Below are 12,252 nucleotides of genomic sequence, written 5' to 3'. Positions count from 1 at the left end.
CTCGACTGGCCTTCGCCGTCGGGAAAGGAGCACTCGACTGGCCCTACGCGTCGGGAACTGGGCACTCGACTGGGGGCGGGTCAGCCGGCGACGCAGGCTCCGGTGTCGACCTCGTTGGACGCCGTGGCCCCCGCCTCGAGCACCGGCCTGGCCTCTGCGAGCGTCAGCGCGTAGCCCGTGCCGGCGTCCTCGAGCGACTTCGCGAAGATGACCCCGACGACGCGGCCCCGCGTGTCGAGCAGCGGTCCGCCGGAGTTGCCGGGCTGCACCGTCGTGGCGAGCGAGTAGATCTCGCGCAGCACCTGCTGGTCGCCGTAGATGTCGCGACCGCGTGCGTCGAGGACCGAGCGCACCCGGGCCGACACGACGGTGAAGGGCCCGTCGAGCGGGAAGCCCGGCACGGCCGCCGAGGCGCCCGGCTCGAGCTCGGAGCCGAGGGCCAGGGCGGGCAGCGGCAGCCCCGGCACGTCGATGACGGCGAGATCGCGCTCGGGGTCGAAGACCACGACGCGGCCGCGGAGCAGCTGGTCACCGCCCTCGACCCGCACCTCGCTCGACCCGGCGACGACGTGCGCGTTGGTCACGACGCGCCCCGGCGTGAGGACCCAGCCGGTGCCCTCCTGACCGCGCTGGCACGACGCCGAGATCGTCGTCACCTTGACGACCGACCGACCGGCCTCGCGCACCGCTGCGGAGCGCGCCACAGCGGGGTCGGGGTCCTGCACGGGCGTGATCGGCTCGGGGACCAGGCCACCGAAGACCTGCGGGAAGCCTTGGCTCGACAGGAAACCCCGGAAGCCGGCGAAGATCTCGCCGGTCTGCTCCGGCACGACGGAGTTGACGACCCGCAGCACCTTGGAGTCCGACATCGCCTTGGCGAGCGTCGGGTTGCCGGAGGTGCGCAGGGTGCCCCCGATGAACCACACGATGAGGGTCGCGGCAAGGGTCACGACGACGGCGCCGAGCACCGCATCGGCCCGCTGGAGCGACGTCTGGCCCACCTTGCGGCGGATCGACCCGCCGATGAGCCCACCGAGGAACTGGCCGAGCCACCCGAAGACGATGACCGCCCCGAGCAGCACGATGACCCGCAGCCGGGTGTCCTGCCCGACCGGCCCCCACCGCTCGAGCACGGCCGGCATCTGCCACACCGCCACCAGCGCGAAGACGAAGAAGCCGACGAGCGAGAAGACGCTCTGGATGAGCCCCTGGCGATAGCCCGAGAGGCCGTAGCCGACGAGCAGCAGGATGAGCGCCAGGTCGAGCAGGGTGCTGCCGGTCATCAGCGGCCCCCGCCGAGATAGCGCGGGGGCAGCGGCCGCTCGAGCGCGGGATCCCACGGCCGCGAGCGTCCGCCGAGCTCGAGCAGGCTGCTCAGCAGCCCGGCGGTGAAGCCCCAGAGCAGCAGGTCGCCGAGCTCGAAGGCCGCACCGACATAGCCCGAGGGGTGGGTGACGGAGAAGCGGTGACCGGGGTCGACGAGGTGGGTCACGGGCACCGCAAGCACGTCGTGCACCTCGGCGGGGTCGCGCACGCCGATCGGCGACGGGTCGGACCACCAGCCGAGCACCGGTGCGACGACGAAGTTCGCCGGGGACAGGAAGAGCGAGGGCAGCACCGCGAGCACGTCAACACCCGACGGGTCGATGCCGGTCTCCTCCTGCGCCTCCCGCAACGCGGTGGCCACGAGGTCGTCGTCCTCGGCGTCGCGCGCCCCACCGGGGAAGGCGATCTGGGCCGGCTGGGTGCGCATCGTGTGCGAGCGCTCGATGAGCACGACGTGCTCGCCCTCGTCGGTCGCGCCCTCCGGCGGCGGTCCGAAGAGGATGAGCACCGCGGACTCGCGGGCCCCGTCGTCCGGGGGGAGGAACTTCGAGAACCATTCTGGCGGAGTCTTGCTCACGCGTTCGGCGAGATCGTGGAGCCAAGCGGGACGCGAGCGCTCCCCCGCCCCGAGCGTCGGGGAGGGGTTGATGGAGCCCGAGCGGCCGGCATACGCGATGCCGCTCACGACCTGCGTCACGCGGGAGCCGTCACTTCGGTGCCAGCTCGAACTTGAGCAGCTTCTCGGCCCGCTCCGGGTCGGTCTCGCCGACGCCGTAGCTCGGGCACCATCGGGCGACGGGGCAGGCGCCACAGGCCGGCTTCTTGGCGTGGCACGTGCGCCGCCCGTGGAAGATGACGACGTGGCTGAGCATCGTCCAGTCCTTGCGCATGAAGAGGCGCCCGACCTCGTGCTCGACCTTGACCGGGTCCTCCTCGTCGGTCCAGCCGAAGCGGCGGGCCAGCCGCCCGAAGTGCGTGTCGACGGTGATGCCGGGGATGTCGAAGGCGTTGCCGAGCACGACGTTGGCCGTCTTGCGCCCGACGCCCGGCAGCGTCACGAGGTCCTTGAGGCGGGGCGGCACCTCGCCGTCGAAGCGCTCGACGAGGGCGGAGCCCAGCTTGATGAGCGAGTCGGTCTTGGCGCGATAGAAGCCGGTCGGCTGCACGATGGTCTCGAGCTCGGTGCGGTCGGCGTTCGCGTAGTCGGCGGCCGTCCGGTACTTCGCAAAGACGATCGGCGTGACCTTGTTGACCCCGACGTCGGTCGTCTGGGCCGACAGGATCGTCGCCACGAGCAGCTCGAGGGGCGTGGTGAAGTCGAGCTCGCAGTGCGCATACGGATAGCGCTCGTGCAGCGTGCGATACATCCGACGGGCGCGGCGCACCCGGGCGACGGGCGACTCGTCGGCGGTCACGACGGCTCGGGCAGACACAGACGACACTGTATGCCGCCTCGCTGAGCCCCGCGGACGCGTCCCGGTCCGCGGGTGGCCGGGTCAGGGCGCCGTGTCCAGGGTTGCGCCTGAACGCCGTGCGGGTGGGTAAGGGCTCCCTGCACGGAAAAAGGAGCACGACATGTCAACGGAGACCCGACCCGAGTCCCTGACGTCCACCGGCACGCAGCTGGCGCCCGATGAGGGGGATCTCGAGCGCACCCTCGGCCTGCTCGCTGCGTCCGGCCTGGCCGACGCCCCCGAGGAGCAGATCGTCGAGGCGATGCGCACCATGGTCGGGCACGTCGAGTTCCCCTGCCTCGGTGCCAAGTCCGTGTTTCGCCGCGGCAGCCTCGAGCACGTGGTGCTCGACGACATGACGAGCGCCGAGGTGCCCGATGCCCTGCTCGAGCGGCTGACAGCCTTTGCCCGCGGCATCGAGGGCGAAGACGGCTTCCACTCCTTCATCGTCAGCTTCCGGGGGCCGGTGCCGACCGACGAGTCATCCTTCGAGGCGGCGCTCTTCGCGCTGCTCCAGCGACTGCACGACGCCGACGACGAGGCCTGGGCCCCGGGAGTCGGCTCCGACCCCAACGACCCGCACTTCGCCTTCAGCGTCGGAGGCACCGCCTACTTCATCGTCGGCCTGCACCCGGCCTCCTCACGCGTGGCCCGGCGGGCGCCGCTGCCGACCCTCGTGTTCAACCCGCACGAGCAGTTCGAGCTGCTGCGTGAGGAGGGCCGCTTCGACGGCATGCGCTCGGCGATCCGACGCCGCGACGAGGAGCTGCAGGGCTCGCTGAATCCGATGGTGGCCGACCACGGCGAGACGACGGAGGCGCTGCAGTACTCCGGACGCGCCCACGGCTTCGACTGGGAGCCTCCGCTCGAGGTCCGCGACGCCGGCACCGAGGTCATCGGTCAGGTGCACGACTAGCCGGACGGCGGTGGCCCGGCTGGCTGCCCGAGGCACGACCCTAAGGTGACCTGATGGACATGACGCGGCTCGACCCCCAGACCGGTGCGGCCTTCCTCCTGCGCACGGGCCAGCGGCTCACGGTCGTCGACCCGACCGGCGGCCAGGTCAGCGACTTCTACTGCGTGCTCGCCGACGACCACGACGAGTGGCTCTCGTCCGGTCGCACGATCGACTACGCCAACTCGACCGCCGTGACGACCGGCACGGTCCTCTACAGCAACCGCAGCACCGAGATGGCAGTCGTGGTCGAGGACACCTGCGGTCGACACGACTTCCTGCTGACGCCGTGCAGCCAGCAGACCTTCGACCTGCTCTATCCCGAGTTCGAGGGCGCCTACCACCCCAGCTGCTTCGAGAACCTCGCGACGTCGATGGGGCCGCACGGTGTCGACCCCGACCGGATCGCCACGACGCTCAACATCTTCATGAACGTGTGGGCCGAGCGCGAGGGTGAGCTGCACATCGACCCGCCGACCTCGGTCGCCGGAGACCGCTTCGTGCTGGAGGCCCGCGCCGACCTCGTCGTCGGCCTCACGGCCTGCTCGGCAGAGAAGTCCAACAACGGCGTCTGCAAGCCGATCGACTACCGGATCGACGGCTGAAGCCGATTCGTGGCCCTGAGGTGCGCGTCTGACAGCCGCGCACGGAGGTCCTCCATGGCACACTGAGCGCGTGGATCTCGATGTGGTGAGGCGCGCGCCCCTGTTCAAGGCCTTGGACGACGAGGCTGCTGCTGCGCTGCAGGCGCAGATGAGCCGATCTCGGATGGAGCGCGGTGACGTCCTCTTCCATGAGGGCGACCGCGGTGACACCCTCTACGTCATCGCCGAGGGCAAGATCAAGCTCGGCCGCACCAGCCCAGACGGTCGCGAGAACCTCGTCGCGATCCTCGGTCCGGGCGAGATGTTCGGCGAGCTCAGCCTCTTCGACCCCGGTCCCCGCACGATGACCGCGACGGCCATCGCCGAGACCCAGCTGCTCGGCCTAGGCAACGACTCCCTCACGGGGCTACTCTCCGGCCGGCCAGAGGTCTCCAAGGCCCTGCTCGCCGCCCTCGCGCAGCGGCTGCGCCGCACCAACGCTCATCTCGCCGACCTCGTCTTCACCGACGTGCCCGGTCGTGTGGCCAAGGCCCTGCTCGAGCTGTCGGAGCGCTTCGGTCGACCCGTCGAGGGCGGGGTCATGGTGTCGCACGACCTCACCCAGGAGGAGCTCGCGCAACTCGTCGGCGCGTCTCGTGAGACGGTCAACAAGGCGCTGGCCGACTTCGCCACGCGAGGGTGGCTGCGCCTCGAGGCGCGCGCCGTGCTGCTCACCGACGTCGAGCGCCTCAAGCGCCGCGCTCGCTGAATGCACTGACGCACAAGGCTTCTCAGCCTCGGAACGACCACCCCGACGGTCCGTTCACGACGATCCGGTCTGCAGTGTGTGCCACGGCGGCGACGAGCGCGGCGTTGGCCTCGTCGGTCTGCTTGACCCAGGTGTCGGCGGCGTCAGGCTCCTTGCCAAAGGTGACGTGACGCTCGACGAGTCGCGACCGACGCAGGGCGTCGTCGCCCGTGACGAACCACACCTGCGCGAGCGCGGCCCGGGCGCGCTGCCACCGCTCCTCGGGCAGCAGCAGGTAGTTGCCCTCGGTGACGACGAGCCGGGCCGCCGGTTGGACGACCATCGCGGCCGCCAGGGGCTGCTCGAGGGTGCGTTCGAAGCCCGGGGCATAGACCCAAGACTCGGGCTCGTCGACGAGCCGACGCAACAGGGCGGCATACCCCTCGGCGTCGAAGGTGTCGGGGGCGCCCTTGCGCGAGCGGGACCCCAACCGGTCCAGCTGCACGTCGGCGAGGTGGAAGCCGTCCATCGGCACGTGTGCGACCCAGTCGGCGCCCTCGGCCCGGGCCACGCCCCGCACGAGCGCCTCGGCGAGCGTCGTCTTGCCGGCACCCGGGGCGCCCGCGATGCCGAGCACCACCCGGCGGCGGTCGCCGACGAGGTCGACGGCCGCCGCGACGAGTGCGTCGATGCCGGTGGCGGGATCAAACGGCGCGGAGCTGCTCACACTGGGCAGTCTCGCACCGCATCGGGGTTCAGATGCCGCACTGGGACGCGCTCCAGCTGCGACCTGAGCGGATGTCGACGTGGGTGTGGTCGGAGTGACCCGGGTAGCCCGGCCCGAAGATGCCGCCCATGCCGGCATACCTCGCGTTCTGGGCGATGGTGCACAACGTTGTGCCCCCGTCGGCGGGCACGAGGTCGAGCGCCGTTCCGTAGGTGTGCTGACCGGAGCCGGACCCGCCGACCGCGGCGTCGCACGCCTTGTCACGGAAGCCCGAGGTCACCCGGAGCGGCCGGTCGCCCATGCGGTGACGCAGCGCCTCGGCGCGCCACATGACACGCTTGAGGTTCTCGCGGACCGTCGCCAGCGAGACCGACCCGTTGCCGTTGAGCCCTCGCCCGCAGTTCTCGCTCGCCTCCGCGTAGGAGAAGTGCACCGGCGTGCAGTCCGGGTCCTGCAGCGCGTAGATCGTCGAGAACGTCGCCGGCCCGGCCACCCCGTCGGCCGACAGACCGTAGGCGCTCTGGAAGTTGCGAACCGCTGTCTGGGTCTGCGCCCCGAACTGTCCGTCGATCGCCATGTTGACGCCGTAGCCCGCCCAACCCGCAACCCGGATCTGCAGCTGGCTCACGTCCGAGCCGCTCGTGCCCGAGCTCAACGTGCGGCTCCACGAGTAGCACTCGTCGGCGTGCGCGGCCGGAGCCGACACCGTGACGGCTGCTGCCGAGAGGCCCGTCGTCGCGAGCACGAAAGCCACCAGTGCTCGCAGAAATCGACTGTGTCGCATGGGATTCCCTGTCCGTGAGGGTCAGCCGGCCAGCTGGTCGGCCACCTCCACCCTCCCGGCTGCCGCACGCCCGCGCATCTCGAAGCGGCGTCAGGGGTGGGTGCGCAGGTACTCGAGCTGCGCCTGCACCGACTGCTCGGCCGCCGGCCAGACGCTGCGCGGCACGTCGGCATAGACCGTCTCGACGACGTCGTATGCCGTCTGCGCACCTCGGGCGACCGCGGCGCGCACCTGCTCCAGCCGCTCGGCCCGGTGCTGGAGGTAGAAGGTCACGGTCGCGGCCGCATCGTCGACGGTCGGCCCGTGCCCCGGCAGTAGTCTCGTCACCGCCCCCGCACCGGTGAGCGACTCGATGCGAGAGAGGGATTCGAGGTAGGCCTCGAGGTTGCCGTCGGGCCAGGCGACGACCGAGGTGCCGCGGCCGAGCACGGTGTCGCCCGTGAGCAGGGTGTTGTCGGCGGGCAGCACGAAGGAGAAGGAGTCACTCGTGTGGCCCGGCGTCGGCACGGCGAGGATCTCGAGTCCGCCGACGGTGATGGCTTCTCCCTCTCGCACGTCGTCGTGGCCGCGACCGAATCCGCGCACCGGCGCACCGGTCAGCTCGTGGAAGCGCTCCGCGCTCTCGGCATGGTCGAGGTGGTTATGGGTCAGCAGGGTCAAGGCGATCCGGCGGCCGGACTCGCGCACGCGGTCAAGGACCGCCTCGAGGTGGGCCTCGTCCAGCGGACCCGGGTCGACGACGACGACCTCGTCCGAGCCGGGCTCGGCGAGCACCCACGTGTTCGTGCCGTCGAGGGTCATCGGTGAGGGGTTCGGGCAGAGCACGCAGACGGCCCGCTCCCCCGCCGCGCCGCCGGTCCAGCTCAGGTCGACCGCCGTCCCCTTCATCGCTCGACGACCTCCATCGCCGGACCCAGCTCGCTGTCGACGACCTCGGGGATGATGAGCGGCAGGTGCTCGGCGTGCGCGACGAAATCCCTTGCGCTGCCGGTCTGGTGGATCTCCTCCACCCACATGACGGTAGGCGGGAGCATGGAAGCCGACCCGGCGGCATACGCCGAGAGAAGCTCGCGGGGCGTCACCCAGGCGGCGTGGTCGGCCTCGCTCGTGTCACCGTCGGCCGTCTGCCCGCGGGGCATGTGTGCCGCAAAGAACCACGTGTCGAAGCGCCGCGGCTCGAAGACGGGCGTGACCCAGTGCGCCTTGGCGACGACGAGGTCCGAACGCAGCACGAGCCCCTCATCGCGCAGCACCTCGCCCAGGGAGACCTCGCGGGCGATGAGGGCGTCACGCACGCCGCGCCAGCGCTCGGCCTCGACCCGCGCGAGGGGCCCGTCAGCCGAGGGACCGGCCAGCAGCACACCGCACTCCTCGAACACCTCGCGGATCGCGGCAGCCACGAAGAGCTGCGCGTCCGCCGGCGAGCACCCGAGGCGGGCTCCCCACTGGGTGGGCGACGGGCCCGCCCACGGCAGCCCGTCATCGCCGTCGCGGTCGTCGACGCCGCCTCCGGGGAAGACCATGGTGCTGGGCGCGAAGGCCATCTGCGACACCCGCCGCAGCATGAAGACCTCGACCGTCGACTCGGCATCGCGCACGAGCATGACGGTGCTGGCGCGGCGGGGGCGGGCCACCTCCCACCGCTCACCGTCGAGCCACCGCCGGGCGGCATCCGAGATGGCCGGCGTCGTCGTCAGCGGGAAGATGCGGCCCAAGACGCTCTCGCGGTCAGTCCCGCACCGAGACGATGACCTCGACCTCGACCGGCGCGTCGAGCGGCAGCGCCGCCACACCGACAGCGGACCGGGCGTGGATCCCCTTGTCGCCGAAGGCTTTGACGAGCAGCTCGCTGGCGCCGTTGATGACGCCGGGCTGGCCGGTGAAGCCGGGGTCCGACGCGACGAAGCCGACGACCTTGACGACGCGCGACACCGTGTCGAGGTCGCCGACCTCCGACTTGATCGCGGCGATCGCGTTGAGGGCGCACGTCTCGGCCAGCGCCTTGGCGGCGTCCGCGTCCACCTCGGCCCCGACCTTGCCGGTCGCGGCGAGCGCGCCATCCACCATCGGCAGCTGCCCGGAGGTGAAGACGAGGTCACCGTCACGCACGACGGGGACGTAGGCAGCGACGGGCGGCACGAGCTCGGGCACGCTGAGCCCGAGCTCGGCCAGGCGGTCCTCGACAGCACTCATGGTCAGTTGCCGCCAGACTTGGGACGCTTGAAGTAGGCGACGAGGCTCGAGCCGTCGGGCCCGTTGACGATCTGGACGAGCTCCCAGCCGTCCGCCCCGAAGTTGTCGAGGATCGCCTTCGTGTTGTGGATCAGAAGAGGTGCAGTGAGGTACTCCCACGTGGTCATGCGCCTCACCCTACTCAGTGCCGCGCTCACCCTCGGCGCCGTCACCGCGTGCACGCCCGCGCCCGGTGGCACCATGACGCCCATGACGACTGCCCCGCGCTCGGAGCCCGCGCCCACCGCTCCGTCGTCCCCGCCCACCGCTCCGTCGTCCCCGCCCGACGCGACCCGCCCCTACGGCGCCGATCCCGCGCAGGTCTATGACGTGCGCGGCCCGTCACCGGGCTCGACAGCGGTGTCGGCCACCGTCCTCGTCGTGCACGGCGGCTTCTGGCGCGCGGCCTACGACCGCGCCCACGCCGAGCCCGAGGCGCAGGCCTTCGCCGACGCGGGCTACACCGTCGCCGTGGCCGAGTACCGCCGGGTCGGTATGCCGGGTGGCGGCGTCCCCGGCACCCTCGACGACGTGCGCGGGGTGGTCACCGCGGTGCTCGCCGACCCCGACCTGCCCGGGCCCCTGGTCCTCGTCGGCCACTCGGCAGGAGGTCACCTCGCGACCTGGGCCGCCGGCCAGCCGTGGCTCACCGAGGGGGGCCGCGGAGCGGTGGCCGGGGTCGTCTCGCTCGCGGGCGTGGTGGACCTGGGAGCCGCCGACCGGCTGCACCTCGGGGACGACGCGGCGCGGACCTTCGTCGGGTCGGGCCCGGGGAGCGCTGCCTGGACGGCGGCCGACCCGATGACCGTGCCGCCGCGGGTGCCGGTCCGCCTGCTCTGGGGAGCAGACGACGACGTCGTGCCGACGGCGGTGGGTGACGCCTACCGCGCGCAGGCCGAGGCCGCGGGAGTCGACGTGACGAGCGAGGTCATCGCGGGCGCCGACCACTTCGCCCTCATCGACCCGACCTCGCCCGCCTTCGCCCACGTCCTCGCCGCCGTCCAGTCCCTCACGCCCATCCCCTGACCCCATTCGAGTGACCCCGCCGTCAACCGTCCCCCACGCTCCCCGCCTCCCCGCCCTCCCTGCGGTTCGAGGTGATCGCGTCCCCCACGCCACTACCGGCATCACCTCGAACCAGAGGCACTCCCTGACGGGTCGAGGTGATCGCGTCACCCACGTCCGTGCCGGGATCACCTCGACTCCGGGACGTGGTGAGCGTGGCCCTAGGGTGGACGGGTGACGAACGACTGGGCCAAGGCGCGGCTGCACGTCGTCACGGGCAAGGGCGGCACGGGCAAGACCACCGTGGCCTCGGCCCTCGCGCTCGCCCTCGCGGCGCGCCCCGGGCGGGTGCTGCTCAGCGAGGTCGAGGGCCGCCAGGGCATCAGCCAGACCTTCGACGTGCCGCCGCTCGGCACCGAGGAGACCCGCATCCTGCGCCTCGCCGGCGGCGGCGAGGTCATCGGGCTGTCGGTCGAGCCCAAGGCAGCCCTGCTCGAATACCTCCAGCTCTTCTACAAGCTCGGCCGCGCCGGCAAGCTGCTCGAGAAGTTCGGCGCCATCGACTTCGCCACGACCATCGCCCCCGGCGTGCGCGATGTCCTGCTCATCGGCAAGATCTACGAGGCCAACCGGCGCCGGCGCGACGGGAAGCACAAGGGTGACGGCCCGCTCGCCTACGACGCCCTCGTGCTCGACGCGCCGCCGACGGGACGCATCGGCCGGTTCCTCTCGGTCAACTCCGAGGTGGCCGACCTCGCCAAGATGGGGCCCATCCACTCGCAGGCGGGCGCGATCACCCAGCTGCTCGAGTCCGACCGCACCGTCGTGCACCTCGTGACCCTGCTCGAGGAGATGCCGGTGCAGGAGACGCTCGAGTCGATCTCGGAGCTGAGCGCCAAGGGGCTGCGTCCCGGGGCGATCGTCGTCAACATGGTGCGCGCGCCCCTGCTCGACGACGCCGCGCTCGAGCAGGCTCGGGCCGGCCGCCTCCACAAGCCCTCCCTGCGCACCCAGCTCACGGAGGCCGGCGTCACCGTGACGACCGAGCTCGTCGAGGGGCTGGTCGCTGAGGCTCGGGACCACGCCTTGCGGGTCGACCTCGAGCGCGAGCAGCTCGCGCTGCTCGAGGCCACCGGCCTGCCCATCGTCACGCTGCCCGCCCTGTCGCAAGGTGTCGACTCGGGCTCGGTGCACGAGCTGGCCGCACTCCTCGTCGAGCAGGGGATGGTGCCGTGACCCAGCCCTCGCCACACCGACCCCCGCAGCTCGATGTCGACGCCCTCATCGCCGCTCCGGCAACCGAGATCATCGTCTGTTGCGGGTCTGGCGGCGTCGGCAAGACGACCACCGCCGCCGCGCTCGGCCTCCGGGCCGCCGAGGCCGGCCGTCGCGTCGTCGTGCTGACGATCGACCCGGCCCGCCGTCTCGCCCAGTCCCTCGGCCTCACGGAGCTCGACAACACTCCCCGCCCGGTCACCGGCATCGACACGTCGGCGGGCGGCAGCCTCCACGCGATGATGCTCGACATGAAGCGGACCTTCGACGAGGTCGTCATCGCGCACTCCGAGCCGGGCAAGGCCGAGGCGATCCTCGCCAACCCCTTCTACCAGGCCGTCAGCAGCTCCTTCGCCGGCACGCAGGAATACATGGCGATGGAGAAGCTCGGCCAGCTCAAGGCGAGCGCCGGCACCCCGGAGGCGCCGTGGGACCTCATCATCGTCGACACCCCGCCGTCGCGCTCGGCCCTCGACTTCCTCGACGCCCCCAACCGGCTCGGCAGCTTCCTCGACGGGCGCTTCATCCGGCTGCTCACCGCTCCCGCCAAGGCGGGTGGCCGGGCGGGGCTCAAGGTCTTCGGCCTGGGCGTGCAGATCGTCACGAGCACGATGACGAAGATCCTGGGTGGCCAGATGCTGAGTGACGTGCAGACGTTCGTCAACGCCCTCGACACGATGTTCGGCGGCTTCCGCGAGCGCGCCGACGAGACCTACCGCCTGCTCGCCGAGGAGGGCACGGCCTTCCTCGTCGTGGCCGCGCCCGAGCGCGACGCCCTGCGGGAGGCGTCCTTCTTCGTCGAGCGCCTCGAGGCCGACGGTATGCCGCTGGCCGGGCTCGTCGTCAACCGCATCGGTCGCGTCTCGGCTCCGGGCCTCAGCCCGAGCAAGTCGCTCGCCGTGGCCGAGTCGCTCGAGGAGGGCAACGGTCCCCGATCCGCGACGACCGCCGCCGGCGTCCTGCGCCTGCATGCCGACCTCGTGCGCACGGCGGAGCGGCAGCGCGACCTGGCGGACCGCTTCTCGAGGGCGCACCCGGGCATCCCGGTCGTGCAGGTGCCGGCCCTCGGCCGTGACGTGCACGACCTCGAGAGCCTGCGCGAGGTCGGCGCCTCACTCGCTGGAACCTGAGGCCCCCGAGCCCACCCATCCTCAGGCGGATC

15 protein-coding genes are annotated in these 12,252 nt (G+C 71.8%); 6 read left to right on the top strand and 9 right to left on the bottom strand.

Features of this window, described 5'->3' with window-relative positions:
- Positions 1–80: 80 nt before the first annotated feature.
- The 3 genes from LG278_RS04105 to nth are packed head-to-tail and all read right to left on the bottom strand — an operon-like array spanning position 81 to position 2,693.
- Positions 81–1,283, bottom strand: a complete 1,203-nt coding sequence (locus tag LG278_RS04105; protein WP_404391201.1) for a MarP family serine protease — start codon at positions 1,281–1,283, stop codon at positions 81–83.
- On the bottom strand, positions 1,283–2,023 hold the full coding sequence (locus tag LG278_RS04100) for an NUDIX hydrolase (protein ID WP_404391199.1): 741 nt from the start codon (positions 2,021–2,023) through the stop codon (positions 1,283–1,285). The genes LG278_RS04105 and LG278_RS04100 overlap by 1 nt, the downstream gene beginning before the upstream one ends.
- 10 nt (positions 2,024–2,033) lie before the next feature.
- Positions 2,034–2,693: an endonuclease III gene (gene nth / locus LG278_RS04095; protein WP_404393528.1), complete on the bottom strand. Its 660-nt coding sequence runs from the start codon at positions 2,691–2,693 to the stop codon at positions 2,034–2,036.
- Positions 2,694–2,901: 208 nt separating this feature from the next.
- Here nth and gntA point away from each other — a divergent pair, with 208 nt between their 5' ends.
- The 3 genes from gntA (at position 2,902) to LG278_RS04080 (ending at position 5,088) form a co-directional block, all read left to right on the top strand.
- Positions 2,902–3,696, top strand: a complete 795-nt coding sequence (gene gntA, locus LG278_RS04090) for a guanitoxin biosynthesis heme-dependent pre-guanitoxin N-hydroxylase GntA (protein ID WP_404391197.1) — start codon at positions 2,902–2,904, stop codon at positions 3,694–3,696.
- Positions 3,697–3,749: 53 nt separating this feature from the next.
- Positions 3,750–4,340 carry a DUF1989 domain-containing protein gene (locus tag LG278_RS04085; protein ID WP_404391195.1) on the top strand — a complete coding sequence of 197 codons (591 nt, stop codon included), beginning with the start codon at positions 3,750–3,752 and terminating at the stop codon, positions 4,338–4,340.
- Between the two features lie 70 nt (positions 4,341–4,410).
- Positions 4,411–5,088 (top strand): Crp/Fnr family transcriptional regulator, encoded by a 678-nt coding sequence (locus LG278_RS04080; RefSeq protein WP_404391193.1) that lies wholly within the window; start codon positions 4,411–4,413, stop codon positions 5,086–5,088.
- 22 nt (positions 5,089–5,110) lie between these two features.
- Here the strand turns inward: LG278_RS04080 and LG278_RS04075 are convergent, their stop codons facing one another.
- The 6 genes from LG278_RS04075 to LG278_RS04050 form a co-directional block, all read right to left on the bottom strand.
- Positions 5,111–5,794 (bottom strand): nucleoside/nucleotide kinase family protein, encoded by a 684-nt coding sequence (locus tag LG278_RS04075; protein WP_404391191.1) that lies wholly within the window; start codon positions 5,792–5,794, stop codon positions 5,111–5,113.
- Between the two features lie 28 nt (positions 5,795–5,822).
- Positions 5,823–6,548, bottom strand: a complete 726-nt coding sequence (locus LG278_RS04070; protein ID WP_404391189.1) for a D-Ala-D-Ala carboxypeptidase family metallohydrolase — start codon at positions 6,546–6,548, stop codon at positions 5,823–5,825.
- Positions 6,549–6,668: 120 nt separating this feature from the next.
- On the bottom strand, positions 6,669–7,466 hold the full coding sequence (locus LG278_RS04065) for an MBL fold metallo-hydrolase (RefSeq protein WP_404391187.1): 798 nt from the start codon (positions 7,464–7,466) through the stop codon (positions 6,669–6,671).
- Positions 7,463–8,293 carry an NUDIX hydrolase gene (locus LG278_RS04060; RefSeq protein ID WP_404391185.1) on the bottom strand — a complete coding sequence of 277 codons (831 nt, stop codon included), beginning with the start codon at positions 8,291–8,293 and terminating at the stop codon, positions 7,463–7,465. The genes LG278_RS04065 and LG278_RS04060 overlap by 4 nt, the downstream gene beginning before the upstream one ends.
- Before the next feature lie 13 nt (positions 8,294–8,306).
- Complete coding sequence (locus LG278_RS04055) at positions 8,307–8,771, bottom strand: RidA family protein (RefSeq protein ID WP_404391183.1); 465 nt, start codon at positions 8,769–8,771, stop codon at positions 8,307–8,309.
- A gap of 2 nt (positions 8,772–8,773) precedes the next feature.
- The gene (locus LG278_RS04050; protein WP_141824447.1) at positions 8,774–8,938 is read right to left on the bottom strand and encodes a DUF4177 domain-containing protein; all 165 of its coding nucleotides are present in this window, start codon (positions 8,936–8,938) and stop codon (positions 8,774–8,776) included.
- A gap of 82 nt (positions 8,939–9,020) precedes the next feature.
- Here LG278_RS04050 and LG278_RS04045 point away from each other — a divergent pair, with 82 nt between their 5' ends.
- From LG278_RS04045 to LG278_RS04035, 3 genes are all read left to right on the top strand, one after another.
- On the top strand, positions 9,021–9,836 hold the full coding sequence (locus tag LG278_RS04045; protein ID WP_404391181.1) for an alpha/beta hydrolase family protein: 816 nt from the start codon (positions 9,021–9,023) through the stop codon (positions 9,834–9,836).
- A 213-nt stretch (positions 9,837–10,049) separates the two neighbouring features.
- A complete protein-coding gene (locus LG278_RS04040; RefSeq protein WP_404391179.1) occupies positions 10,050–11,051 on the top strand; it encodes an ArsA-related P-loop ATPase in 1,002 nt (333 codons plus the stop codon).
- The gene (locus LG278_RS04035) at positions 11,048–12,220 is read left to right on the top strand and encodes an ArsA family ATPase (RefSeq protein WP_404391177.1); all 1,173 of its coding nucleotides are present in this window, start codon (positions 11,048–11,050) and stop codon (positions 12,218–12,220) included. Before LG278_RS04040 ends, LG278_RS04035 begins: the two co-directional genes overlap by 4 nt.
- Positions 12,221–12,252: the final 32 nt, after the last annotated feature.

The sequence above is a fragment of the Humibacillus xanthopallidus genome (assembly GCF_044793955.1).
GTDB classification, from domain to species: Bacteria; Actinomycetota; Actinomycetes; order Actinomycetales; family Dermatophilaceae; genus Humibacillus; species Humibacillus xanthopallidus_C.
The sequence above is the reverse complement of the archived record's forward strand: the minus strand, read 5'-3'. Positions and strand labels throughout refer to the sequence as shown.